Genomic DNA, 23,321 nt, shown 5'->3' on the forward strand with positions numbered 1-23,321 from the left:
AAAGATAGGCTACCCTCACTGCCGCCCGTCTCGGTAGGCGGACACGAATCCGGCGGGCAGTTCTCGCCGGTCGTGCGCCATGAGCGAACGGATACCGCCCCGGAGGCGGTGCGCAGCGCCACCAAGGAGCAGAATCGACCCATGGCGGCCAACCCCCGCGCCGGTCGTCCGGCGCAGCCCGAGGATCTCATCGACATCGCTTCGGTGGTGACGGCGTACTACACCGTCGCTCCAGACCCCGAGAACGTGGACCAGCAGGTCACCTTCGGCACCTCGGGGCACCGTGGCTCGAGCCTGGACGGGGCGTTCAACGAGGCGCACATCCTGGCCACCACGCAGGCGATCGTGGAATACCGTGCCGCGCAGGGCACGACGGGTCCGCTGTTCATCGGCCGTGACACCCATGCACTGTCGGAGCCGGCGTGGACGTCGGCGCTGGAGGTGCTGGCCGCCAACGACGTTGTCGCGATGATCGATTCGGCCGACCGGTACACCCCGACTCCGGCCGTCAGTCACGCGATCCTGTCGTTCAACCAGGGCCGTCAAGGCGATCTCGCCGACGGGATCGTGGTGACCCCGTCGCACAACCCACCGCGCGACGGCGGATTCAAGTACAACCCGCCCAACGGCGGACCCGCCGACACCGACGCCACCAGTGTCATCGCCAAGCGGGCCAACGAGATCCTGCGCGACGGGCTGCGGGCGGTGAAGCGCGTCCCGCTGGCCCGGGCGCTGAACACCGCCGAGCGGCACGACTACCTCAACGCCTACGTCGACGATCTGCCCAACGTCGTCGACTTGCACGCGATCAGCGCCGAGGGCATCCGCATCGGCGCCGACCCGCTCGGCGGGGCCAGCGTCGACTACTGGGGCGCGATCGCCGAACGCCACAACCTGGAACTGACCGTTGTCAACCCGCTGGTCGACGCAACCTGGCGGTTCATGACCCTCGACACCGACGGCAAGATCCGGATGGACTGCAGCTCGCCGAACGCGATGGCTGGGCTTCTTGAAAAGGTGATCGGCAGCCCTGGGACATACCAGATCGCCACCGGCAACGATGCCGACTCCGACCGGCACGGCATCGTCACCCCGGACGGCGGCCTGCTCAACCCGAACCACTACCTCGCGGTGGCCATCGACTACCTGTTCACGCACCGCCCCGAGTGGGCCGCCGAGACGGCTGTCGGCAAGACCGCGGTGAGCTCGTCGATCATCGACCGCGTGGTGGCCGGGTTGGACCGCAAACTGGTCGAGGTGCCGGTGGGTTTCAAGTGGTTCGTCGATGGGCTGATCGGCGGCAGCGTCGGTTTCGGCGGTGAGGAGAGCGCCGGGGCGTCGTTCCTGCGCCGCGACGGCTCGGTGTGGACCACCGACAAGGACGGCATCATCCCGGCGCTGCTGGCCTCGGAGATGCTCGCGGTGACCGGGTCGACGCCGTCGCAGCGCTACGCGGAGCTGGCCGAGCGCTACGGCGCCCCCACGTACGCCCGCATCGATGCCCCGGCCGACCGGGAGCAGAGGGCCCGGCTGGGCAAGCTGTCGCCGGAGCAGGTGAGCGCGACCGAGCTGGCGGGCGAGCCGATCACCGCGAAGCTGACCTCCGCGCCCGGCAACGGCGCGCCGCTGGGTGGGCTGAAAGTGACGACCGAGAACGCCTGGTTCGCCGCGCGGCCGTCCGGCACCGAGGACGTGTACAAGATCTACGCCGAATCGTTCCGCGGGCCCGAGCATCTGGCTGAGGTACAGGACGCTGCCCGCGAAGTGGTGGCGGCGGTCATTTCGTGACCTCGCCCGCAGAGGGCGACTGTCAGGGCACCGCGGACGCGAGGAGCAGGTCGGGCACAGCGGACGCGACTTCCAAGCCGGAACCCGTGAGCAGACAGCGGTTGCCCCGCGAGGTCTGGGTACTGGTCGCCGCCAACTTCGTGGTCGCGCTCGGCTACGGCGTGGTCGCACCGGTACTGCCGCAGTACGCCCGCCACTTCGGGGTGAGCATCAGCGCTGCGACGTTCGTCATTACGGCGTTCGCCGTGATGCGCCTGGTGGGCGCACCGCCGGCGGGCATGCTCGTGCAGCGGTTAGGGGAGCGGCGGGTCTACATCAGCGGCCTGCTGATCGTGGCGTTGTCGACCGCGGCCTGTGCGTTTGCCGAAACCTATTGGCAGTTGCTGCTTTTCCGCTCACTCGGCGGGGTGGGCTCGGCGATGTTCACCGTGTCGTCGCTGGGTCTGATGATCCGGATCTCACCGTCGGATGCCCGCGGCCGGGTGGCGGGACTGTTCTCGTCGGGCTTCATGGTCGGTTCGGTGGGTGGGCCGATCCTGGGCAGTCTCACCGCGGGGTTCGGCTTGTCGGCGCCGTTCCTGATCTACGGCGCCGCGCTGTTGGTCGCCGCGACGGTCGTGTTCGTCAGCCTTCGGAAGTCCGCGGTGGTCGGGCAGCCGGCCGACGACACCGAGAAACCCGTGCCGTTCCGGACCGTGTTCCGACACCGCGCCTACCGTGCGGCGTTGTTCTCCAACTTTGCGACCGGCTGGGCGTCGTTCGGGTTGCGCATCGCGCTGGTGCCGCTGTTCGTCGTGGAGGTTCTGGGCCGCAGCCCCGGTGCGGCCGGTCTGGCGCTGACGGCGTTCGCGGTGGGAAACATCTCCGTGGTGATCCCGAGCGGGTACCTGTCCGACCGACTCGGGCGGCGCAAGCTGTTGATCGCCGGGCTGACGTTGGCCGCGGTGTCGACCGCCCTGGTCGGGTTCACCACGTCGTTTCCGGTGTTCCTGGTGGCGGCCTACGTCGCCGGCGCGGCCACCGGGATCTTCGTCTCCCCGCAGCAGGCAGCCGTCGCCGACGTGGTGGGCAACAAGTCACGCGGCGGGACGGCGGTCGCGACGTTCCAGATGATGGCCGACTTCGGCTCGATCGGCGGCTCGCTGCTGGTGGGTCTGATCGCCCAGTACACGTCGTTCGGCTGGTCATTCCTGATCAGCGGCGTCATCCTCGGCATCGCGGCGGTGGGGTGGATCTTCGCCCCCGAAACGCGTCCCCGGCGGTCAACGGAGCACACCGAAGCGCGTCCGCTCGGCCCGGAGGCCGGCGGCGAAGTGCCCTGACCAGCGATTTTGAGCGGCCACCCCTCGTGGTGTAACTTCGATGAGCACGACAAGGGGCTATGGCGCAGTTGGTAGCGCACCACACTGGCAGTGTGGGGGTCAGGGGTTCGAATCCCCTTAGCTCCACTTCACGGAACGAGCAATCAGGCAATCGGCGCGTCGGTCAGCGTCGGGTAAGTTCACAGCGATTCAACCCCGAAACCGACGCAGCATCTAACGAAAGCCATCATGTCCGAGGACCACATCACCGACGTTCCGCCAACTCGCCTTTCCATTGATCCGAACAGCCCTTTCTATAGCGAAGAGGCGCTCCTGCGCGACGTCGGCATCCGCTTCAACGGCGCCGAGAAGACCAACGTCGTCGAATACGACGTGGCCGAGGGTTGGGTGCGTGTCGAAGTGCCCACCGCCAAGGATCGTCGCGGGAATCCGATGGTTATGAAGCTCAGCGGCACGGTTGAACCTTATTTCCGCCTGGCGAAGTAGCCTCGGTCGACGCTGAGCAGATGCACAGCAATCCGGGGACATAGCCGTCATCCTCGGGTAGCTTGCGCTGCATGCCCTTGGAGCTGGCCTCGTTCTTCCGGACGACCCTGCCCCTCGACCTCAGCGGGCTGGACACGCTCGATGATGGCCGCTACCACTCCATTTGGATGCCCGATCACCTCGTGAGCTTCTGGCCGGACTCGATCTGGACGCCCGAGTTCACCGACCTTGCAGAGGTGTCACCGTCGCCGCACCGCTACCTGGACACCCTGGCTCTTGCCGGAGCCGTCGCGGCCCGCACGACACGCACCCGGCTCGCGACGAGCGTCCTCGACACCGTCCGCCGCCACCCCGTGATGCTGGCCCAGTCGGCGCTGACCCTGAGCCATCTCTCGGACGGCCGGTTCATCCTGGGACTCGGTGCCGGCGAGCGCGAAAACCTGGCCCCGTACGGCTTTGACCACCGGAGCACGGTGAGCCGGTTCGCCGAAGCGCTCGGGCTCATCCGGCTGCTTTGGGACACCGACGGACCGATCGACTTCGCCGGAGAGCACTTCACACTGCAGCACGCCCGGCTGGACACCGACCTGCACCCCACCGGCCCGCCAGCGATCTGGATCGGCGCCAACGGCCCCCGCATGCTGCGACTGGTCGGTGAATTCGGCGACGGCTGGTGGCCGACGGGCAGCGCCGGGCCCGAGACCTATGCCAATCAGCTGGCGCGCGTCCGGGAGGCGGCAGAACAAGCCGGACGCGACCCGCAGGCGATCACACCGGCGAAGATGGTGGTCTGTCTCATCGGCGAGCCCGACGAACTGAGCGAGATCGTGCGGCGCCCGCTGGTGAAGTCTCTGGTGCTGCAACTGACGGCTGACTCACTGGCAGCCACCGGTCACCGCCACCCGATGGGGGAGCACTGGCGTGGCATCCAGGACATCGACCCGCGCATGCTGACCCGCGACCGACTGCTCCGGCTCTTCGAGCGGGTCGATCCGGCCGCGATCCTGTCCGTCGTTCCGCATGGCACGCCGAAGCAGGTCGCCGCGCAGATCGCCGAGTTCGGCGAGGCGGGGGCCCGGGTCGTGTCGGTGCTCGACTACAGCGCAATGGCGGGGCGGGCCTACGCCGCCGAGTCGGCACGCAAAGTCCGCGAGGTCGAAGACCTACTGCTGCAGCTCACAGGAAGCACGCCATGACAACTTTGGACGCGGACGTGCTCATCGCCGACGCACGAGAATCGACCGCGCTCACCGACTTCGGTGACGACACCCTGCCTGCCCGCGTGGCCTTGGCCGTCGACCGGCTCAACACCGCCGAACTCGACGACGCCGGCGTGCGGGCAGCCGCACACACGATCAGCGGATTGCTGACGAGCCGCCTGCGCTTCATGGCTGACCGCGCGCACCTGCCGCTCGCGGCGGAACGAATCACGGCCCCGCTCTTCGCCACCGGGGAGCCGCGGTCGGGGACGACGCTGCTGCACGCTCTGCTCGCCCAGGACGGGGACTCGCGGGCGCTGCGGTTCTGGGAGGTCATGTACCCCTCGCCGCCGCCCGGCCCGGCCGCTGTCGACGACCCGCGCCGGACGCGAGCCGACGCCGACTGGCGCGAGATCCTCGACCGCATCCCGCCGTGGCTCGTCAGCCACCCCTACAACGACCTGCTCGGCGCCGGACTCCCCGAGTGTGAACGCACGTGGGCCTTCGACTTCCGCGCGATGAACCCGAGCGCGTGGTGGCGGGTTCCCGTGACGATCCAGAGCTTTCCGCAGGACCCCCACGCGCAGTATGGGTTGCACCGCATGATGCTGCAGCACATCCAGTACACTCGTACGCCGAAACGGTGGGTGCTCAAGGGCTTTCACGGACGACGCCTGCGGGCGCTCTTCGACACTTATCCCGACGCCCGCATCGTCTGGGTACACCGCGACCCCGTACAGGTGCTCGCCTCGCAGATCGTGGCCTTCGGGCAGATCAACGAGAGCCTGGCCGGGACGCTGGACTGGACTCAGTACGCCAAGGACACGATCGAGGGGTCGCGGGCCAACTTCCACGCCTACCTCACTGACCCACTCGTGGACGACCCGCGCATCTACCATGTCCGCTACCGCGACTTCGTCGCCGACCCGGTCACCACCATCGGTGGCTTCTACGATTTCGCCGGCGTGCCGTTCGCGGCCGACGCCGAGAAGGCGATGCGCGAGTACCTCGTCACCAACCGCAGCGACCGGTACGGCAAGTTCACCTACTCCACCGACGTCCTGCCGGTTCCCGTGCAGCAGCTGCACGACGAATTCGCCACCTACCGAGAACGATTCGGCATCGACATCGAGACGAGGCGCTGATGGCGTTCGGCGACACCGAGGACGACGAGGCGCTGCGCACGGCGTGGCACAATTTCTGCGAGCGGCTCAAGGCCGCCGGAGATCTCGCCTTCAAGGACACCTCACCCCCGAACGCCCTGCAGCGCGCGGACGCGTTCCGCTACCTGACGCAGAACCTGGGCCAGGCCTACGATCTCGCACTGGAGACCAAGAACACCCGCTATCCGGTGATCCACCCGTTCTGCGGACCGACCCGCAAGCTCGGCGGCGACAACGCCGACTTCGTCTATCTGCAGGCATGGATCGACGGCGCCTCGACCTACCGGATCGCCGGTGACCGGGGCACGGCGCGTTTCATCAACTTCACCGTCCAGGGGCCGCGACCCGAGAAGGACGTGTACTACGGCGCCGATCACCCGAACTTGCACGAGCCCTTCGGCGACATCCCGGAGGCGAACATCACCGGTGACGACCTGGTCACCGAGCCCGACGGCAGCTTCGTACTTCACGCCGGTGGCCCACGACGAGAACAGAATTGGCTGCCGACCACGCCGGGTTCGCGCAAGCTGTTCATGCGGCAAGGCTTCGACTCGTGGACGGAGCGCTCGGCGCAGTTCAGCATCGAGCGCATCGACATGGATGAGCCGCGTCCGGTGCCGACACCGCAGGACCTGATCGCTTCCATGGATTGGGCCGGTGATTTCCTCACCGGGGCGATGACGGACTGGCCGGACCGCGAACTGCGGATCGGCTCGCTGTTCGGGGAGTCCGAGCCGAACGTGTTTCCCGGTGCGCGTTTTGCCGGCCCGGCCGAGCAACGCGATGCGCGTCGCGGCCGGCTCATCGTCACGATGCCGTGGCGTCTCGGGCCGGACGAAGCGTTGATCTTCGAGTTCGCTGATGGTGGCGAGTTCTGGATGCTGACCAATATGGGCGCGTTCTGGAACAGCATGGATTACCTGTACCGGCCGGTGAGTTACACGCCGAGCAGAGCGGCGATCGACTCCGACGGCCGCGTGCGAATGGTGCTGGCGCACAACGACCCTGGCGTGCACAACTGGATCGACACCCAACGCTTCAGCGAGGGCTACCTGACGATGCGCGTCATCGGAAGCCGGCAATTGCCCGAGGTCAACACCGCGGTCGTCACCGTTGACGAGTTGAAGACCGTCCTGCCGGACGACACCCGGCACGTCACGCCCGAAGAGCGGGCCACCCAACTGCACGCACGCTTCGACGCCATCCGCCGCAGGTACAGGATCTGACATGGACCCGAGACTCGAGATGCTTGCCGCGTCGTCCTTCGACAACGTCTACCACCTCGGCCACGTCGTTCCTGATCTGCTGACGGGTATGGAGTCGCTCGCCGGCGGCATGCAGATCACGTGGGCTCCGCCGTTCGAGATGCGCAGCGGCTTCACCCGTCCGGACGGGTCCGCCGACGACCAGACCGTGCGCCTCGCGTTCTCCACCTCCGGTCCGCCGTACTTGGAGCTGATCGAGGTCGTCGCCGCCGCGGACTCGATCTTCGCCGAACCGAAGCTCGGCGGCCTGCACCACGTCGGCTACTACGCCCAGCGCTGGCGTGATGACGTCGCGCGGCTGCAGGACGACGGCTGGGTGTTGGAGCGCACGGGTGCCGGCGTCGCCTTCCTGCGCGACCCGCGCACTGGGCTCCGTGTGGAGGTGGTGAGCTTTAAGGGCCGCGACTTCCTGAGCCGGGTGCTCAGCGGTGAGATGGCCAGACAATTTCCCCTGACAAACTCGGCTCCCCCCGCTGAGCGCCGATGACCACAGTCGCGCATACTTCGTACGGTTCCCTGCGTGGCGACGCCACTGGGTCGGGCGCATGGGGAGACGTTGTCGTCTTTCGCGGTGTACCTTACGCCGCACCGCCGACCGGCGAGCGTCGTTGGCGCCCAACGCAACCCGTGACAAGCTGGGAAGGCGTACGAGAGGCCGTCACGTTCGGGGCAATCCCCCCGCAAGACATCTCGCCCGAGCGGCTGGCCAAGCGTGGTCTCGCCATGAGCGAGGACTGCCTGACGCTCAACATCTGGATGCCCGCGGCCGACGACAACCGCCGACCTGTGATGGTGTTCCTGCACGGCGGCGGACAGACGCAGGGGCATGGATCCGCTCCGCTCATCGACGGTGCGCGACTCGCCCGGCGCGGCGACATCGTGGTCGTGACGATGAACTTCCGTCTCGGTGTGCTCGGTTCGATCTACGCGCCTGAACTGCACGGGGTCGGCTCCACCAACCTGACACTGCGCGACCAGAGGCATGCCCTGCAGTGGGTGCGCGAGCAGATCGGCGCCTTCGGAGGTGATCCCGGCGCCGTCACGGTGGCCGGCCAATCTTCCGGTGCGATCGCGATTTCGGCCCTGCTCGCCGGAGGGTGCGACCTTTTCGACCGTGCAATTTTGCAGAGCGGCGGGTTGGAACGCGTCCGCTCCAGGGAGGCCGCCGCGGCCGTCGTCGCGCAGCTCGTGTCGACCGGTGCGCTCACGCGCAGCGAGGAGCCGGGCCTCGAGGAGATCCTTGCCGCGCAACGCTGCATCGACAGCGGATTCGTGCCGCCGCAGGGCCCGTTCCATCCCTGCATCGACGGGGACGTCATCAGCGAGCATCCGTTGATGGCCGCGCGGACGCGTGATATGCCGCCAATCCCGATTCTCGCAGGGACGACGCGCGACGAGTGGCGGGTATTCGACGCGGCCCTGGAAGAGGGTGTCTTCACCGAGCAGTACGTGGGGGACAGGGCGCGCGCGCTCGCCGGGAATGGTCACGACACCGAAGCGGTGGTAGCAACGTACCGCGCCGGCCAGCACCGGCTACGCGACGTCGCCAGTGCGATGGTCACCGACTATCACTTCACCGCGCCGACCGAGCAGTTCGTCCGCGCACACGCCGAGCGCGGCCACGCGGTGTTCCGCTACGAACTCCAATGGCCGTCGCCACGTGCCGGACTGGGGGCATGTCACGATTCGTGCCTGCCCTTGGTCTTCGGCAACCTGGACGCCGCGCCCGCCCTGGCCGGTGCTGACGAGGCGGCGCGCCACATGTCAGATGCCATGCAGGACCTGTGGCTGGAATTCATTCGCGGGGGAGAGCCCTGGGAACGCTACGACGGTAGCGGCGGGGCCACGATGCTGCTCGGCCCCGAGATCGGAATCGCCCGCGGCCACCGCACAGACCAACTCGCCATCTGGGAGAACCGGTATCCCGCCTACGGGTGAGCGAAGGTGACACGCGCACGCCGAGAACGCCAAGCGTCACCAATCCGGCGCCCAGATAGCCCTTCGGCGAGGCGGTGTGGCTCATTGACCTGACGGGTGAGCCATCCTGTGTCACGGGTCACCGAACCTCGCGGCGGTCAGGCCGCTTGGTTGTCGGGTGGTGCGGGTCCGCCGGGTTCGCCGGGGTCATCGGCCGGTGTCGGCGGACCCGGCTCGGCGTCGACCGTCGCGCTGTTGGCGGGTTGGGTTGGCGCACTGGTGTTCTGGCTCTGCGGTGGCGGATCCTCGGGGAGTCGCAGCAGCCGTTCGGGTCGGTGGTAGTAGTTGAGCCGGGCCTGACCGGTGTCCAGCTGCGGGGGTGGGATCCATTCCACCTCGCAGCGGGCGTTCATCCGGGTCGACCACCCACCGCCGTCGGGGTCGACGCTGCGGTTATCCGGCCCGCACGCCAGGCCGAGTTCATCGACGTTGGTGTTCCCGCCATCGACCCAGTCGGCGACCACGTGATGGACCTGAGAGCCGTAGGCGCCCACGGTGCAGCCAGGTTTGGTGCACCCGCCGTCACGGGCGATCAGCATGATCCGCTGTGCCGGGGAGGCGATGCGCTTGGCGCGGAACAAATCCATTGCTGAGCCGGTGGCCCGGTCGAACACCGCCAGATAGTGGTTGGCGTGCCCGGCCATGCGGATCACTTCGGCGATGGGCACCACCGTGCCCCCGCCGGTGACACCGACCCCGGCCCGGGACTGCAAATCCTGCACCGTGGTACGGATGATCACCGACACCGGCAGCCCGTTGAGCTGCCCGAGCTGGCCGCTCATCAGGGCGATCCGCCCGGCTGCGACCAGCGCATCATGCTGGCGCTGGGCCAGGCTGCGCTGATCGTTGTCGATCTGGGCCTGCGACGGCGTCCCCGACGTGCACGGCTCGGGATCGTCGGGATTACACATCCCCGGCGCGGCCAACCGGGCGAAAATCGGCTCCCACACCGCCCACGCCTCCGGAGTCAGCGTGGCGCGCAGATCCACCATGGCATCCCCACGCTGGGGCGACCTCGACACCGCGCGTTTGCGGGCGCGTTCGGTTTCATCGGGTTCGGGGCCGTCCTGATCGAGCAGAAACAACGTCCGCTCCGCGCAGTCCTTGAGTTCCTTGGGGCCGTTACCGACCGCAGTACGCACCAGATCAACCTCAATGCGCTCCCGGGTGGCGGTGTCGACCCAGCCCGGCACCTTGTTGAGCGATCGGCGGATCACGTCGACGTGTTCGGCGTTGATCAGCCCGTGCGCTTGGGCGATCGCCGTGGCCGGCAGCACCGGCGGCAGGGCCGGGCCGGTCAACGACTGGCGCGGCGCCAACACCGCCGCTTCGCTCAACCGCCGATGCGCCTCACCGGTCGAGAGCCGCCAACGCACCGAAAGCACCTCTTTCCAGGATTTCGCACCCATCTGGCGCGGGGTCGCCTCAGCCTGCAACCGGGCCAGCAGCCGATGACGCACCGCGGGCAGCTGACACCACAGGGTTTCCAGCTCATCCAGGGCCGCCACCAAATCCGGTCGGGTCAACAAATCAACCTCACAGGCCGCCACCTCATCGAAGGCGCGGCGCAACCCGCTCACCGCGGCCCGCACCTCGCTCCCCGACATACTTCGAACATACATTCGACCACCGACAAGAACGGACGTCGCAAGCATCACGACTTCACTGACAGTTCGGGTGGTCTGGTGAACACACTCCAGCCTTCTGTGGCGACCGATCCAAGACACTCGCGAACTCGCCTGCCGGCTGCTTGCTTTGGCCGCAGCGGCCCCGCGGCAGGTCGGCGACCGCGCGCCCACATGGCCGGCACGTCGTCGGACGGAACCGCCCAGAAGTGGTAATGGTTGGCGGACAGGATGATTCGCAAGACGGGAGACCCGGGTAAGCTGGACTAGCGGTCGATCCGGTTCGCTACCGCAGGCACCTTCCCGGGAAAGTGATGTCAGCGACGGCGTCCACCGCCGCGCCTCGGGGCGGGAGGTCGCGGCGCAGGTCCGGGACGTCCGGCTCCCGGCCGTCCCGGGGCTCCTACTCCAGGTGGTCCCGGCCCGCCGACTCCTGGTGGCCCGGGTGGCCCAGGTGGCCTAGGAGGCCCGGGGACAGGGACATCGAGGTCGAGGTCGACGTCGACGAGGTCCGGAACGTAGACGGGCAGCCACGGGTCGATGTACACCGGGGGCGGTGGCGGGAATTCGCAGATGAGCGTGGTGAAGTTCCAGTACATGCCCGGGGGACACGGTGGCGGTGGCGGTTGAGCGTGGCCGACGGGTGAAGTGGACAGTTCGATCAGCGGCAACGTGGTCAGAACGACGGCGGACACGGCGATGCGTTGTACCCAAGGCTTCATGGACGTCTTCTCTCGTTCGCCTCGAAGAGATTCTAAGGAGCGTGTGCTGCCTTCGGTGTGCGAATCGACGCAGAAGCACATAAGCCGCTTTCTAAAGCACAGCGCGGCTGGGAAACCGGTGGCGGTGTCGCGAAATGCTTTGCGTGACTTTTCAAATAGTCCCGCAATGGCGAATATGCGCACACGCTGAGGTCGGTGGACATATCGTGAGCCCCACAGGGTGCCGGAAGCCGCACCCCCTCTGAATCGCGGAAGTAGCCGTGCGATGACGACAGTGCTACACAAGGCCGGGATCAGCCCAGTGGGGCTCTATCCCAGCGATCTCGATGCCCGTCCCGGTCGCGCTGCGTCCCTGTCTCGCGGAAGACACGTCGGCCGTCAATGCCGGTTCAGCCGACCGCCCTCCCGCGATGAGCATTTCACTCATTCATTGAAGGAGGAGCTGTGATGACGTTGCCATTACAACGTTGTGGCCGCCGGGCAGCACTGGGAGCCGTCAGCTCAGTCATGTTGTTCGGCGCAACGTTTTTCGGCGGGATCTCGGCAGCCGCTCAGCCGCCGCCACCACCTCCACCCGCCCCGCCGAACTGTTCGCCCGCGGATTGGGCCGGGGTGCGGGCGGGGGTCGCGGCGGCCGTCTCCGCCTATCTGTTCACGCATCCGCCCGTGAACGATTTCTTCGCGACTCTCAAAGGCCAATCGCGGGAAGAGATGCAGCCGCAGGTGCAGCAGTACCTGGATGCCAATCCGCAGGTGCGGGCTGAACTGGAGGCCATCAAAAAGCCTGCGGTCGACTTTCTGGACCGCTGCAAATAGGACGTCGAACGACGAGGCAGGTTGCGCAGGGATTCGACCGAGTCGAAGCGTTCCGGGAGCGCTCGCTTCAGGCGGGCCGTACCGGTTCAGACGTCATCGCCGCCGTCGGTAAATTGCTTGCAACGCAGTAATTCTGACGCTGCTGATCGAGGAGCTAGCGTGGACCTTGCGAGCTGGATCGTGGGTTTGTCGCTCATCGTGCTCACCATTGCGATCCACACGACCGGGGTGGTGGTGATGGCATTCCGTCTGGAGGCGCGGATCCGGAACCGGTTGGAGAAGAACGCGTTCGGCCCTAAACGGGCGATTCTGATCGTCAGCGGCAGCATCGCAGTCGTCGCGCTGACGCTTGCGGTCCTGCACGGTCTGGAGGGTGTGCTCTGGGCGTCTGCCTACCGGTGGCTGGGAGCATTCGACTCGTTCACCGATGCGTCGGTCTATTCCTTGGGCACCATGGTTTCGCTTGACGTCCCCGGTCTGGTGTTGCCCGAGCGGTTGCGTTTGATCAGCGCACTGGAGGCGGTGAACGGCGTTCTGCTGTTCGGCATCAGCACGGCGTTCATCTTCGCGGTGATGCAGGCGTACTTCCTGACGTTCTTCCGCCGGTACCGGAGCAACACCGACGATCAAGCCGATCTGCCGCCTCGAAGCCCATAGTGACCGTCATCTGTGAGCCTCGGATCACCATGCTGTGGCGGACGCCGACAGAAGCGCTACCGCAGCTCGTAGTCGGGTAACGAGACGTCGTCGCGTACCCCTCGCGTGACGAGTTTCGCGAACGGTCGCCATTTGAGTGCGCGCATCGACATGTCACGGAACCGCAGACCGAGTCGGGTTCGGGTGGCGAAGAAGCCGAGAAATCTGCGCGCCGCTGCCTGTTTGGCCTCGATGAGGGGACGCATCCGGTGCTCATATGCTTCAAACGCGACGCGGTGGTCGTCGCTCGCCCGCATGAGCTCCCCGGCCAGAACGTAGGCCTCGGTGATCGCCAGACCGGTGCCCTCGCCGCCGAGCAGCGAGATACATCCGGCCGCATCACCGATCAGAACCACCCGCCCGCGGGACCAGCGAGGCATTTGGATCTGGCTGACGGCATCGAAGTACAGATCGTCCACGCCGTCGATGGCGGACAGAATCTGCGGGCATTCCCACCCGGCTCCGCCGAAATGCTCGCGCAGCTGACTGAGCGCAGACGTGCTCGAATCATCACGATCGTCCCGGAACACGAACAAGAACATGGTGCGGTCGTCGCGTAGTGCGATTCGCGCCACCTGACGGCCGGGGGTGCTGTAGTTGACGTAGACGAGTTCGTCGCGGGGTCGGTAGCCGGTGACTTCGCAGGCGGCCACCTTCGCTCCGAGGTAGCGCGCATAGTTTTCCTCCGGCCCGAAGGCCAGGTGACGCACCGCGGAGTGCAGCCCGTCGGCGCCGACGAGAAGGTCGTAATCCCGAGGCCGGCTCTGATCGAAGTGCAGGCGCACGCCGTCGGCGTCCTCGTCGATGCCGGTGATGATGTCGCCGAAGATCGTCTCGACAGTGCCGGCCGTCGCGGCGTAGAGGGCAGCGGACAGGTCGCCGCGCAGCAGGCTGGTGAAGTCCCCGCCGATCGCGCGTCGCACCATGTCCACGCCCAGCTCGGCATTGATCTCACCGTCGGGACCGACGTTGCGGATCGACTGGATGTCGTAACCGGCGGCGCGCACGGAGTCCGCGAGACCCATGCGTTTGACCACCTGGTAGCCGAGTCCCCAGAAATCGATCATGTAGCCGCCGGTACGAAGGGCCGGCGCCTTCTCGATCAGCGTTGGGGTGTGGCCGCTGCGGTGAAGCCAGTACGCCAGCGCCGGGCCGGCCACACCGGCACCGCTGATGGCGATTCTCATCAGTCCAGTCTGCGCCGGTTGTCTTCCGACCCGAGACCTTGAGTGAGTGTGCAGCTTCACCCGACTTGCCGACGGGCACCACAGCCGCTGTGAATACACTCGGGGAACCGATGTCACCAGGCGAAAGGTGTTCTTTCGCAACACTATTTGGTCAGGGTCGCTGGCTATCGCCACGGGTGGGCGGTGCTGGTAGGCGGCATTTCTTCGGCTCCACGCTTTCGCAGGTTTCGAGTAGGGCCGGGGAGGCAGCAACAGGGTTAACCATTGATGTGATGCCGATCACTGCACAGGAATCCGCAGGTGAAGGGGTGAGGAATGGCGGAGCGTGGCGCACGGCCACCGGTACCGCGGGGGCGCCGCATGCTGCTACGAGCGATCGGACATCTGTTCCGTCCGCTGCGCCCGGACGACTATCTGGAGATGGTCAACCCGCTATGGACGACCAAGGAGCTGCGCGGGAAGGTCGAGCGTGTCGAGCCCCAGGGCAGCGAGGCGGCCAGCGTGCTGATCCGGCCGGGCTACGAGTGGCCGGGACACAAACCCGGCCAGTACGTCCGGCTCGGGCTCGTCATAGACGGCCGCTACCACTGGCGCGCCTACTCGCTGACGTCGGACCCCGAGCCGGAGGACGGGCTGATCAGCGTCACCCCGAAGAAGGTGGACACCGGCGTCGTGTCGCCGTACCTGGTGCACAAGATCCAACCCGGCGAGGTGGTGCGGCTCGGCGAGATCGAAGGCGTCTTCACCCTGCCGGAGCCGCTGCCGGCCAAGATGCTGTTCATCAGCGCCGGCAGCGGTATCACCCCGATCATCAGCATGCTTCGCAGCCTTGACCATCGTGGTGAGATCGACGACGTCGTGGTCTTGCACTCGGACCGCACTCGTGACGAGGTGATGTTCCTGTCCGCGCTGGAAGACCTCCAACGCCGTCACGACACGATGCGGCTCGACCTTCGGCTCACCTCCGAGCGTGGCCGCATGTCACCTGCCGACCTCGACGAGTTGTGTCCCGACTGGCGTGACCGCGAGGCATTCTGCTCGGGCCCGGGTGCGCTCCTCGACGGGCTCATCGACCACTGGGAGCAACACGGTGATCCAGACCGGCTGCATTACGAGCGATTTCAACCCAAGATCAGCGGCAACGCCGGCGACGGAGAGGGCGGTGAAGTGACGTTCCTGGACAGCGACACCACCGTCGACTGCGACGGCGGCACACCGATCTTGGAGGCTGGGGAGCAGGCCGGCCTCAATCTTGCCTATGGGTGCCGGATCGGTATCTGTCACACCTGCGTCGGAACGCTCAAGTCGGGGCGGGTACGCGACATGCGATCGGGTGAAGTGACCGAACCCACCGGGCAGGACATCCGGATCTGTATTCACGCCCCGGAAGGCGATATTGCAGTTGAGTTGTGACGCAGGAGGATTGACATGACAGCATCGATCGAGAGTCCGCTCGCCCCCTTGAGTGAACAAGAGTTGGAGAAGCTCGCCAAGGAGTTCGACGCCATTCACGACGAGGTGTTTGCCGAACTCGGCGAACGCGACCGCAACTACATCAAGATGGTCATCTCGGTGCAGCGCCAGATCGTGGTGGCCGGCCGGGTCCTATTACTGGCGTCCCGGTCACCGACGGCGTGGGTGCTCGGCACCGCGTGTCTGAGCATGGCCAAGATCCTCGAGAACATGGAACTCGGGCACAATATCCTTCACGGTCAATGGGATTGGATGAACGACCCGGATATCCATTCGTCGGTATGGGACTGGGATACCGCGTCGAGCGCGGAAGCGTGGAAGCACTCACACAACTACATCCATCACACATTCACCAACATCCGCGGCAAAGACAAAGACCTCGGCTATGAGATCATGCGCGTCGACCCCAACCAGAAGTGGCGGCGCGCCAACCTGGGGCAACCGCTGTACAACTTTCTCCTCATGGTTCTCTTCGAGTGGGGTGTCGCCCTGCACGACACCGACGTCGAGGCGCTGTGGCGTGGACAGAAGACGATGGCCGACCTGAAAGCCGATTTCAAGGGCATCGCCGGTAAGGCCCGCCAGCAGATCGTCAAGGACTACATCGGCTGGCCTCTGATCAGCGCGGCAGCCTTCGGGCTGGCCAAGCTCGCGCTGGGTGATCGGATAGATCAGCCCAAGCAGTCCCGCGTCGGACGCCGGCTCCGGCAACTTCCTGGACGCAGCGGCCGGATCGCAGGGTTGGCAACGGTTCTCGACCGCGTACTACCCGGTGTGGAAAGCACCTACCTGCGCACACTGGCCGCCGACGCGCTGGCGAACGTGGTCCGCAATGTGTGGGCGCACGCGATCATCTTCTGCGGTCACTTCCCGGACCAGACCTATACCTTCAGCGAAGAAGAGGTCGCCGACGAATCCCGCGGCGGCTGGTACGTGCGCCAGCTGATCGGCGCCGCCAACATCGAAGGCAGCCCGCTGTTCCACCTCATCAGCGGCAACCTGGGATACCAGGTCGAGCACCACCTCTACCCCGACATGCCCAGCAGCCGCTACGCCGAGATCGCACCGAAGGTCAAGGACATCTGCCAGCGATACGAGCTGCCCTACAACTCGGGCAGGTTCGGCAGACAATGGTTCACGGTGCAGCGCACAGTGATCAGGCTGGCCTTCCCCGGTGGGAAGCCTCGGCCCAAGCCCGGCCCCTATCGCGGTGATGACGTTGAGCGGCGGCCGCAGGGCAGCAGTGAGGCCGCTCGCTTCCGGGAGCGGGTTCCCGCCGAGCACCCGGACGCGGGGCCGGAGCACCGGTCCGGTGGGGTCGCCGTCAGCCCGCCGCCGCGGGGCGACGACTGACACGTCGTGTGGGGAACGGAGCTGGCTCTGCCGGCGTGTGAATATGTCCGAATGCTGGCGGCCGCACCGCCGCGGTCACAGCCGCAGCCCCGACGCCGCGCATCTTCGGACTCGATGGCCGGTCACCCCGTGGCCGGATACGTCTTCACGATGGCGCCGCCCTCTCCGCTGTGCCGGAGTTGCACATAGCGGTGCTCGGCAGGGACACGCCGGGCGTGATATTCGAAGTCGGCTTCGGCTTCGGCAAGTGACTTACCTTGGGAGACCACGACATTGCGGGTGTCAGCGGCTTCGTCCTCGTGGTTGTGGACGTCACCGACCACGACGTCATACCGGTCTTCTGCGAGCTCGGTCATTCGTTGTCCTCACTGACTTCTGCGGGGTTGAGTGTAGGTCGAACTGCCTGTCGGCCAGGAAAACGCGCCTCACCCAGGGCGCCGGTCATTGGTGGTCGACGCGGTGTGAACGGCTCTCAAGCGTGTGGACGCCGCGTCGGTACAGCGCCCAGCCCGTCGCGATGAGCAGCGCGCCGAAGATCAGGAATCCGATGTCCCACGGGAGGGGGGCGCCGAGGTCGTCTCTGACGTGATGGATGCCCAGGATCTGATGGTCGATCACACCCTCGACCACGTTGAAGATTCCCCAGCCGGCCAGCAGAAGCCCGAAGTGGAACGCCCACGTGGGTGCCAATTGACCTTTGCGCCACGCGATCAGCGTCTGCAGCGTGCCCGCCCACACCAGCACCCAGGTACCGACATGGAAGAACCCGTCGGCCAGGACGTTGACTTTGAGTCCGGCCAGGGTGTCCACCGGGTAGTCGTCCACATGGCTGACCATGTGATGCCACTGCAGAATCTCGTGCAACACGATGCCGTCGACGAAGCCACCCAGCCCGAGGCCGAGTAGCAGGGCCGGAGCAATGCTGGGCTTCCTAGTCGCAACAGACGAATCGGGCGTCCGAACTCTCGACATGGCCGAGGGCTTACCCTCCGACAGAGCGCGGAAACTCCGGACCCAGTCGTGCGCGGCGATCTCACATCGCCGGGTCGTCGACGGGAACGGCCCCCTCGTGATGAGGGGGCCGTGCCCTGGTGCCGAACTCCCTACTCGTCGCTGCCGGACTTGTCGCCGGAGCCGGACTTGTCGCCAGAGCCGGAGTTGTCGCCAGAGTCGGATTTGGGGTTACCGGACTCGCTTCCGGAATCGCTGCCCGATGCCGATGAGTCGCTGTCGGAGTCACCGGCCGCGTCGTCGCCGGCGGCCTCCTCAGATTCGCCGGCCGGCTCGTCGCCGTCGTCGCCGTCCTCGTCCTCGCCGGCCACGTCGTCGGCGTCCGGTTGCTCTTCGGTTTCCTCGCCGGTGACATCATCGGCCGGTTCGGTGACGGTCACGTCCTCGTCGCCCTCCTCGCCGACGGCAGCGATCTCGTCGGCAGGACCGGTCGGTTCAGTGGCCTCTTCCGCGGCATCTCCAGCGGTCGCCGCGCCGTCTTCGGTGCCGGTGCTGATCGGCAACGTCACCAGCTTGTCCTCGCCGGCCAGCCCGGTCGACGATACCGCGGCCAGTTCATCGGCGGCCGTGGGATTTTGAGCCTCGTCATCCTCGGACAGGCCGGCCAGCGCCGCGGCGATGGCCTTGGGCAGCTGAACGAAGAACGCGTCGATCGGTCCGTCCTTGCTGAACAGCCCGGGGAAGAACTCCCATTCCGCGGCCACGCTGGGCTGGTAGCCGTTGAGGAACGCGTTCAACACCTTTGCCGGCGCGTTGACGACCTCGCTGATCGCGGTGACCCAGTCGCGGTCGTAGATCGACGCGGAGATCACGTTCATGATGTCGGTCAGCTGGTAGATCGCCGTGATGGGCGGGCTCAACAGCGAGTAGGCGTAGCCCGTCGTCGCGTTGTTGCCGACCAACAGTGTGTCCAGGACCGCGCCGACCGCTCTGAGGCCGAAGTCCCGCGCGATCTCGCCCGGGATCTTGAAGATGGGCTCCAGCGGCCAGCCGAAGTAACCGAGTCCGAAGATGTTCCAGCTCGTGATGGTGGCGAACGCCTGGGTGAACTGTCCCTGCAGGACGAAGTCCCAGGCGGTCTGCAACGCCTCCGGAAGCTTGTCGAAGTGCTCCTTAGAGCCCTCGGCCGACTCCTTCAGGCCGGTGTTGATAGTGGCGGCATAGGTCGAGAGGTTGCCGAAGAAGCGCTCCAGACCCGGGAAGGGGTTGAACACCGCCGAGGCGATCTCGCTGTACAGCGAAGAGGTCGTGATGGTGTCCCAGGCCGCGGGAAGTCCTTCGGTCAGGATCCCGGTGCCTTGGCTGCCCAGGTTCTGCACCGTAGTGGACAGCGATTCACCGATGACGCCGATGGGATCGATCCACCCGGACAGCTCCACGGCGCGGTCCTGTATCACCGGCAGGGTGGGCGCTACCGGGTTGACGGCGATGACCGAGGCCCCGGCAATTGCCACAGCGGCACCAAGCAACCTATTTGGACGGGGGGAAGAAGAGGAAAGCTCAGGCCAGAAGCCTGGGGTTGAGCCGGCGTGACGGACCAATTGCACGGTAACTCCTGGATAACGGGTAACGGAAAGCCATGAGGCTGGCTGGAGATTAGCTGAGGCTACCCTGTGCAACAAGGCCTACCTCCATAGTGGCTATCGTGAAAAAGTTAACTGGCAACACCGAATGCGCCGCCGATGAGCGACGCGTCATCGTGCGAGCGGGTAAGGCCTCGACTGCCGGGCAACCTCACGGCTGCGGATCGAAGCGAACACTAGCCAACCGGCCCGGCTTTATGGGTGCCACGTCGGCTCCCGTGTCCCACATCACTTCTGGCGTGGTGGCCGGTCGTTTCCGGCACCCGCATGCGGTGCACACGGGCGCAGCTCGCCGAACCGACTGTGCGGCAGGGGGTTCGCTATCGGGCCTGGCGCCCGGAGCCCGGCGGCACCGGCAGCGCGCGCCGTCGTGGCGGCGCGGCGACCCCTGGGCCGGAGTGATCACCGGCAGGCCGCCCGCGTTGATGGAGGCGCCCAGCCATGCCGCGAAAAGTCAGGTTATGCGGTTTGCACGTCCATGTCTGACGAGCTTGCTAGCCTGCCTTTCAGGCATTGCGGAGGTGGCCGAGGGGACAGCACCGACTGATCGGCGAGGGGACACGTTCGGAGGGGGCGGATTTGACGACCTGCGTCGAAGCGACCCGATGACGTCGCGGGACGATTTCGGCGAAGACTGCACCGCGGCCGAATTCGAATATCACCGACTGCTCGATCGGAGCCTGGTTCCGGTGTGTATCCACGACGGCAAGATCGTGCGCTACGTCAACCCCGTGGCGGTGCGCGCGCTCGGCGCGACAGCGTCCGTCGAGATCATCGATCGCCCGATAGCTGACTTCATTGCTCCGGCGTCGCTGGGCGCGGTCACCGCCGCCCTGGCCCACTTGCGCGCGGACGGCGACGTCTCTGGGCCCGGCGACTATTCCCTCATGCGCGTCGACGGCAGCGTGTTGGCTGCCCAAGCGGTGGCGGCGTTGCGGCTGCAGCGTGGCGATCCCACGTACGAGGTGATCTTCCGGGACCCGATGCCGGCACGGCCGATGGTGCTCGCCGGTGACTCCGGCGACCGCAAGCCCACAGCGGCGACCATCACCACCACCCTCGACGGCATCGTCACCGACTGGAGCGCCGATGCCCACGACCTCTACGGCAGGTCCGCAGACGAGGTGGTGGGGATGCCCGTCGAGAGGGCGGTCGGCGCCCCGCTCGATCCCGATGCACTGGTTCGTTCAGGCAGCGGTTGCGTGGTCACCACCCACATCGACGCTGAAGGGGCACCGCTGGCGGTGCGCGTGCTGGTGGTCCGGACCAGCGGCGGCTACGTCGTCGTCTGCGACACCGTCGTGGCCGCCGATCGCAGCGGGCAGCGACTGCACGCGGTGCTCGACCTCCTTCACGAGGGTGTGGTGATCGTCGGCAGCGATGGCAGATTCCAGTTCGCCAACGCCGCAGCACGCCGGATCCTCGGAAGCGGCGCCGAGGATCTCGTCGGCCTGCACCACAGCAACCATGGAGCGGACCTGCCGATGTATGACCACCAGGGACGCCTGCTCGACCCGGATTCTCATCCGCTGCAGTGGATCCTGAAGACCGGGCTGAGCCTGCGGGGGGAGGTGGTCGGCGTCGACCGTCTCGACGGCACCCGGATCTGGGTGACCGGTCACGGTCGCGTGATGCACCCCGAGGATCCGCAGAACTCACCGATTCTGATGTCGTTCACCGATATCACCGAGCACTACGACGCCCGCGAGAGACTTCTGCACGAGGCCACTCACGACTGGCTCACCGGATTGCCGAACCGCGGGCACGCGTTGGACCACGCCGCCGCGGCGATGTCTCAGACCGGCGCGGACCGGTTGTCTGCGGTGCTGTTCATCGACCTCGACCGGTTGAAGTCGGTCAACGACAACCACGGCCACACCATCGGTGACGACGTGTTGCGCCGGGTGGCCCAGCGGATGCGCTCGGCGACGCGACCCCAGGATCTGGTGGCACGAATCGGTGGGGACGAGTTCGTCGTGCTGCTGACGGGACCGGTCGAGGAGGCCGATGTGGACGCGATCGCCGAATGTCTGCACGAGGTGCTCGCCGAGGAGATGCTCATCGGATCGCTGAAGCTTCGGGTCGGCGCCAGCATCGGCATCACCACGATCAGCGACGACGACCGGCGCAGCCTGGGGGATGTGCTCCGGGATGCGGACGCCGCGATGTATCGCGCCAAGGCGCAGGGACGCGCCAGCACAGCACGTTTCGAAGCCGCCCCCGACCGCCTCTGCGACTGATCGGGTCAGCGCTGCGCTCGGCGGGCCAGCCGGGCGGGGTCGTGGATGATGGTCGACTTACCCCGCTGTTCGATCCAGCCGCGCTGCGCGAAGTCCGACAGCGCCTTGTTGATGGTCTCGCGCGACGAGCCGGCCAGTTGCGCGATCTCCTCCTGGGTGAGGCCGTGCTCGACGCGCAGCGCGCCGTCCTGCTGGGTGCCGAAGCGGCGGGCCAGGTCGAGCAATTGCTTGGCGACACGGCCGGGGACGTCGGTGAAGATCAGGTCGCACAGCGTGTCGTTGGTGCGGCGCAGCCGGCGAGCCAGTACGCGCAGTAGCTGGTCGGCGATCTCCGGGCGCTCGGCGATCCAGAATCGCAGCGCCTCCCGGTCCATGGTCACCGCCCGCACGGCGGTCAGCGTCGTGACCGAGCTCGTCCTCGGCCCCGGATCGAAGATGGCGAGTTCGCCGAACATGTCGGCCGGGCCCATCAGCGTCAGCAGACTCTCGCGGCCGTCCGGGGTCGCGCAGCCGACCTTCACCCTGCCCGAGGTGATGATGTAGAGCCGGTCACCCAACTCGCCCTCGTTGAAGACCCGGTGGCCGCGGGGGAACGACACCTCCTGCAGCTGGTTGCACAACACGGCGACCGCGCTCTGGTCCACCCCCTGGAAGATGGCGGCCCGTGCCAGAACTTCGTCCACGCTGTCCCTTTCTCGCTCTCGACCGAGTGTGCGGGCGTCGCCGAAGGACGCATTACAGGAGGGAGAGCACGCGTAACGTAGCAGGTCCGCGGTCATCTCCGCGAGCCGTCTCGCCCGGTCACCGGGAGCTACCGACGGTGAAAACCTCTCGGGTGCAACACCGTTCGTCAGTCGACGGTGATTCGTAGATTTTCGCACAAGAACAGGAACGCGACGGCGAACGGGTTGTCGGCGGTGTTCTGCCGCAGCGCGGGCCAGTCGAGTTGTTCACGGACCGCGCGCACTGACGGGATCAGCCGGGCGAAATCGCAGTGGTGCTCGTTGAGCGCCCGCAGCTTCTGTGTCACCACCGCGGTCGGTGTCAGCACCGGTATGGACAGCGCCAGCACGTCCTGCACCCGCGCACGGTCGATCAGCTCGATGTCGACCGGCACCCCGTTGATGTGGTGGAGCACGTCGATCAGGGCGGGTTCGTCCACGCCGAGGGCGGCCTTGAACAGCCAGTCCTCGGGCGGTCTGCGGATGTCGAAGCCGGCTTTGGACAGGGTTGCCGCGGCCGCCTCGACGTCCTGTTCGGTGACGACGAAATCGACGTCATGGGTCGGTTCGGGGCCGCCGTGGACCCACAGCGCATAGCTGCCGGCCAGCGCGAACGGTGGACCGTCGGCCTTGAGCGCCGAGGCGGCCCGCCGCAGCGACTCACGCAGATCGTCGTGGGACATGGAGGCATCA

At 66.7% G+C, this 23,321-nt stretch carries 20 protein-coding genes and 1 tRNA gene; 14 read left to right on the plus strand and 7 right to left on the minus strand.

Annotated features, from left to right (window positions below):
* The first annotated feature begins 141 nt into the window (after positions 1-141).
* The 9 genes from pgm (at position 142) to KXD97_RS17035 (ending at position 9,161) form a co-directional block, all read left to right on the plus strand.
* Positions 142-1,788 (plus strand): phosphoglucomutase (alpha-D-glucose-1,6-bisphosphate-dependent), encoded by a 1,647-nt coding sequence (gene pgm / locus KXD97_RS16995; protein WP_260751205.1) that lies wholly within the window; start codon positions 142-144, stop codon positions 1,786-1,788.
* Positions 1,785-3,110 (plus strand): MFS transporter, encoded by a 1,326-nt coding sequence (locus tag KXD97_RS17000; RefSeq protein ID WP_396884243.1) that lies wholly within the window; start codon positions 1,785-1,787, stop codon positions 3,108-3,110. The genes pgm and KXD97_RS17000 overlap by 4 nt, the downstream gene beginning before the upstream one ends.
* A gap of 53 nt (positions 3,111-3,163) precedes the next feature.
* Positions 3,164-3,236 (plus strand) — tRNA-Ala (locus tag KXD97_RS17005).
* Between the two features lie 102 nt (positions 3,237-3,338).
* Positions 3,339-3,596 (plus strand): DUF3297 family protein, encoded by a 258-nt coding sequence (locus tag KXD97_RS17010; protein ID WP_260751207.1) that lies wholly within the window; start codon positions 3,339-3,341, stop codon positions 3,594-3,596.
* Between the two features lie 71 nt (positions 3,597-3,667).
* Positions 3,668-4,792, plus strand: coding sequence for an LLM class flavin-dependent oxidoreductase (locus KXD97_RS17015; protein WP_260751208.1), 1,125 nt, complete (start codon positions 3,668-3,670; stop codon positions 4,790-4,792).
* The gene (locus KXD97_RS17020; RefSeq protein ID WP_260751209.1) at positions 4,789-5,940 is read left to right on the plus strand and encodes a sulfotransferase; all 1,152 of its coding nucleotides are present in this window, start codon (positions 4,789-4,791) and stop codon (positions 5,938-5,940) included. Before KXD97_RS17015 ends, KXD97_RS17020 begins: the two co-directional genes overlap by 4 nt.
* The gene (locus KXD97_RS17025) at positions 5,940-7,184 is read left to right on the plus strand and encodes a hypothetical protein (RefSeq protein ID WP_260751210.1); all 1,245 of its coding nucleotides are present in this window, start codon (positions 5,940-5,942) and stop codon (positions 7,182-7,184) included. Before KXD97_RS17020 ends, KXD97_RS17025 begins: the two co-directional genes overlap by 1 nt.
* A 1-nt stretch (position 7,185) precedes the next feature.
* Positions 7,186-7,710 carry a VOC family protein gene (locus KXD97_RS17030; protein WP_260751211.1) on the plus strand — a complete coding sequence of 175 codons (525 nt, stop codon included), beginning with the start codon at positions 7,186-7,188 and terminating at the stop codon, positions 7,708-7,710.
* A complete protein-coding gene (locus tag KXD97_RS17035; RefSeq protein ID WP_260751212.1) occupies positions 7,707-9,161 on the plus strand; it encodes a carboxylesterase/lipase family protein in 1,455 nt (484 codons plus the stop codon). Before KXD97_RS17030 ends, KXD97_RS17035 begins: the two co-directional genes overlap by 4 nt.
* 137 nt (positions 9,162-9,298) lie before the next feature.
* Here the strand turns inward: KXD97_RS17035 and KXD97_RS17040 are convergent, their stop codons facing one another.
* On the minus strand, positions 9,299-10,822 hold the full coding sequence (locus KXD97_RS17040; protein ID WP_260751213.1) for an HNH endonuclease signature motif containing protein: 1,524 nt from the start codon (positions 10,820-10,822) through the stop codon (positions 9,299-9,301).
* 1,172 nt (positions 10,823-11,994) lie between these two features.
* On the opposite strand from KXD97_RS17040, the gene KXD97_RS17045 reads away from it, so the two are divergent.
* Together KXD97_RS17045 and KXD97_RS17050 are read left to right on the plus strand one after the other, a co-directional pair.
* Positions 11,995-12,363, plus strand: coding sequence for a heme-binding protein (locus tag KXD97_RS17045; RefSeq protein ID WP_260751214.1), 369 nt, complete (start codon positions 11,995-11,997; stop codon positions 12,361-12,363).
* 159 nt (positions 12,364-12,522) lie between these two features.
* Positions 12,523-13,020, plus strand: a complete 498-nt coding sequence (locus tag KXD97_RS17050) for a hypothetical protein (protein WP_260751215.1) — start codon at positions 12,523-12,525, stop codon at positions 13,018-13,020.
* A gap of 56 nt (positions 13,021-13,076) precedes the next feature.
* Here the strand turns inward: KXD97_RS17050 and KXD97_RS17055 are convergent, their stop codons facing one another.
* The gene (locus KXD97_RS17055; protein WP_260751216.1) at positions 13,077-14,246 is read right to left on the minus strand and encodes an FAD-binding domain; all 1,170 of its coding nucleotides are present in this window, start codon (positions 14,244-14,246) and stop codon (positions 13,077-13,079) included.
* Between the two features lie 315 nt (positions 14,247-14,561).
* Here KXD97_RS17055 and KXD97_RS17060 point away from each other — a divergent pair, with 315 nt between their 5' ends.
* Together KXD97_RS17060 and KXD97_RS17065 are read left to right on the plus strand one after the other, a co-directional pair.
* Positions 14,562-15,659 carry a ferredoxin reductase gene (locus KXD97_RS17060; RefSeq protein ID WP_260751217.1) on the plus strand — a complete coding sequence of 366 codons (1,098 nt, stop codon included), beginning with the start codon at positions 14,562-14,564 and terminating at the stop codon, positions 15,657-15,659.
* Between the two features lie 15 nt (positions 15,660-15,674).
* The gene (locus tag KXD97_RS17065; protein WP_260751218.1) at positions 15,675-17,072 is read left to right on the plus strand and encodes an acyl-CoA desaturase; all 1,398 of its coding nucleotides are present in this window, start codon (positions 15,675-15,677) and stop codon (positions 17,070-17,072) included.
* A gap of 122 nt (positions 17,073-17,194) precedes the next feature.
* Here the strand turns inward: KXD97_RS17065 and KXD97_RS17070 are convergent, their stop codons facing one another.
* From KXD97_RS17070 to KXD97_RS17080, 3 genes are all read right to left on the minus strand, one after another.
* The gene (locus KXD97_RS17070; RefSeq protein WP_260751219.1) at positions 17,195-17,428 is read right to left on the minus strand and encodes a hypothetical protein; all 234 of its coding nucleotides are present in this window, start codon (positions 17,426-17,428) and stop codon (positions 17,195-17,197) included.
* An 85-nt stretch (positions 17,429-17,513) separates the two neighbouring features.
* On the minus strand, positions 17,514-18,044 hold the full coding sequence (locus KXD97_RS17075) for a DUF2243 domain-containing protein (RefSeq protein WP_260751220.1): 531 nt from the start codon (positions 18,042-18,044) through the stop codon (positions 17,514-17,516).
* A 131-nt stretch (positions 18,045-18,175) separates the two neighbouring features.
* Positions 18,176-19,537: a hypothetical protein gene (locus tag KXD97_RS17080; RefSeq protein ID WP_260751221.1), complete on the minus strand. Its 1,362-nt coding sequence runs from the start codon at positions 19,535-19,537 to the stop codon at positions 18,176-18,178.
* A gap of 734 nt (positions 19,538-20,271) precedes the next feature.
* Here KXD97_RS17080 and KXD97_RS17085 point away from each other — a divergent pair.
* Positions 20,272-21,906, plus strand: coding sequence for a diguanylate cyclase domain-containing protein (locus KXD97_RS17085; RefSeq protein WP_260751222.1), 1,635 nt, complete (start codon positions 20,272-20,274; stop codon positions 21,904-21,906).
* A gap of 5 nt (positions 21,907-21,911) precedes the next feature.
* Here KXD97_RS17085 and KXD97_RS17090 read toward each other — a convergent pair whose 3' ends face one another.
* Together KXD97_RS17090 and KXD97_RS17095 are read right to left on the minus strand one after the other, a co-directional pair.
* Positions 21,912-22,589, minus strand: coding sequence for a Crp/Fnr family transcriptional regulator (locus tag KXD97_RS17090; RefSeq protein WP_260751223.1), 678 nt, complete (start codon positions 22,587-22,589; stop codon positions 21,912-21,914).
* Positions 22,590-22,756: 167 nt separating this feature from the next.
* Positions 22,757-23,311, minus strand: coding sequence for a nucleotidyltransferase (locus KXD97_RS17095; protein ID WP_260751224.1), 555 nt, complete (start codon positions 23,309-23,311; stop codon positions 22,757-22,759).
* Positions 23,312-23,321: the final 10 nt, after the last annotated feature.

The organism is Mycobacterium sp. SMC-8 (genome assembly GCF_025263565.1).
GTDB lineage: Bacteria > Actinomycetota > Actinomycetes > Mycobacteriales > Mycobacteriaceae > Mycobacterium.

Excerpts from the sequence above, each read along its gene's own strand:
- pgm (WP_260751205.1), top strand. The coding sequence starts at position 142 with ATGGCGGCCAACCCCCGCGCCGGTCGTCCGGCGCAGCCCGAGGATCTC.
- KXD97_RS17010 (WP_260751207.1), top strand. The coding sequence starts at position 3,339 with ATGTCCGAGGACCACATCACCGACGTTCCGCCAACTCGCCTTTCCATT.
- KXD97_RS17015 (WP_260751208.1), top strand. The coding sequence starts at position 3,668 with ATGCCCTTGGAGCTGGCCTCGTTCTTCCGGACGACCCTGCCCCTCGAC.
- KXD97_RS17020 (WP_260751209.1), top strand. The coding sequence starts at position 4,789 with ATGACAACTTTGGACGCGGACGTGCTCATCGCCGACGCACGAGAATCG.
- KXD97_RS17025 (WP_260751210.1), top strand. The coding sequence starts at position 5,940 with ATGGCGTTCGGCGACACCGAGGACGACGAGGCGCTGCGCACGGCGTGG.
- KXD97_RS17030 (WP_260751211.1), top strand. The coding sequence starts at position 7,186 with ATGGACCCGAGACTCGAGATGCTTGCCGCGTCGTCCTTCGACAACGTC.
- KXD97_RS17035 (WP_260751212.1), top strand. The coding sequence starts at position 7,707 with ATGACCACAGTCGCGCATACTTCGTACGGTTCCCTGCGTGGCGACGCC.
- KXD97_RS17040 (WP_260751213.1), bottom strand. The coding sequence starts at position 10,822 with ATGTATGTTCGAAGTATGTCGGGGAGCGAGGTGCGGGCCGCGGTGAGC.
- KXD97_RS17045 (WP_260751214.1), top strand. The coding sequence starts at position 11,995 with ATGACGTTGCCATTACAACGTTGTGGCCGCCGGGCAGCACTGGGAGCC.
- KXD97_RS17055 (WP_260751216.1), bottom strand. The coding sequence starts at position 14,246 with ATGAGAATCGCCATCAGCGGTGCCGGTGTGGCCGGCCCGGCGCTGGCG.
- KXD97_RS17060 (WP_260751217.1), top strand. The coding sequence starts at position 14,562 with ATGGCGGAGCGTGGCGCACGGCCACCGGTACCGCGGGGGCGCCGCATG.
- KXD97_RS17065 (WP_260751218.1), top strand. The coding sequence starts at position 15,675 with ATGACAGCATCGATCGAGAGTCCGCTCGCCCCCTTGAGTGAACAAGAG.
- KXD97_RS17070 (WP_260751219.1), bottom strand. The coding sequence starts at position 17,428 with ATGACCGAGCTCGCAGAAGACCGGTATGACGTCGTGGTCGGTGACGTC.
- KXD97_RS17075 (WP_260751220.1), bottom strand. The coding sequence starts at position 18,044 with ATGTCGAGAGTTCGGACGCCCGATTCGTCTGTTGCGACTAGGAAGCCC.
- KXD97_RS17085 (WP_260751222.1), top strand. The coding sequence starts at position 20,272 with ATGACGTCGCGGGACGATTTCGGCGAAGACTGCACCGCGGCCGAATTC.
- KXD97_RS17095 (WP_260751224.1), bottom strand. The coding sequence starts at position 23,311 with ATGTCCCACGACGATCTGCGTGAGTCGCTGCGGCGGGCCGCCTCGGCG.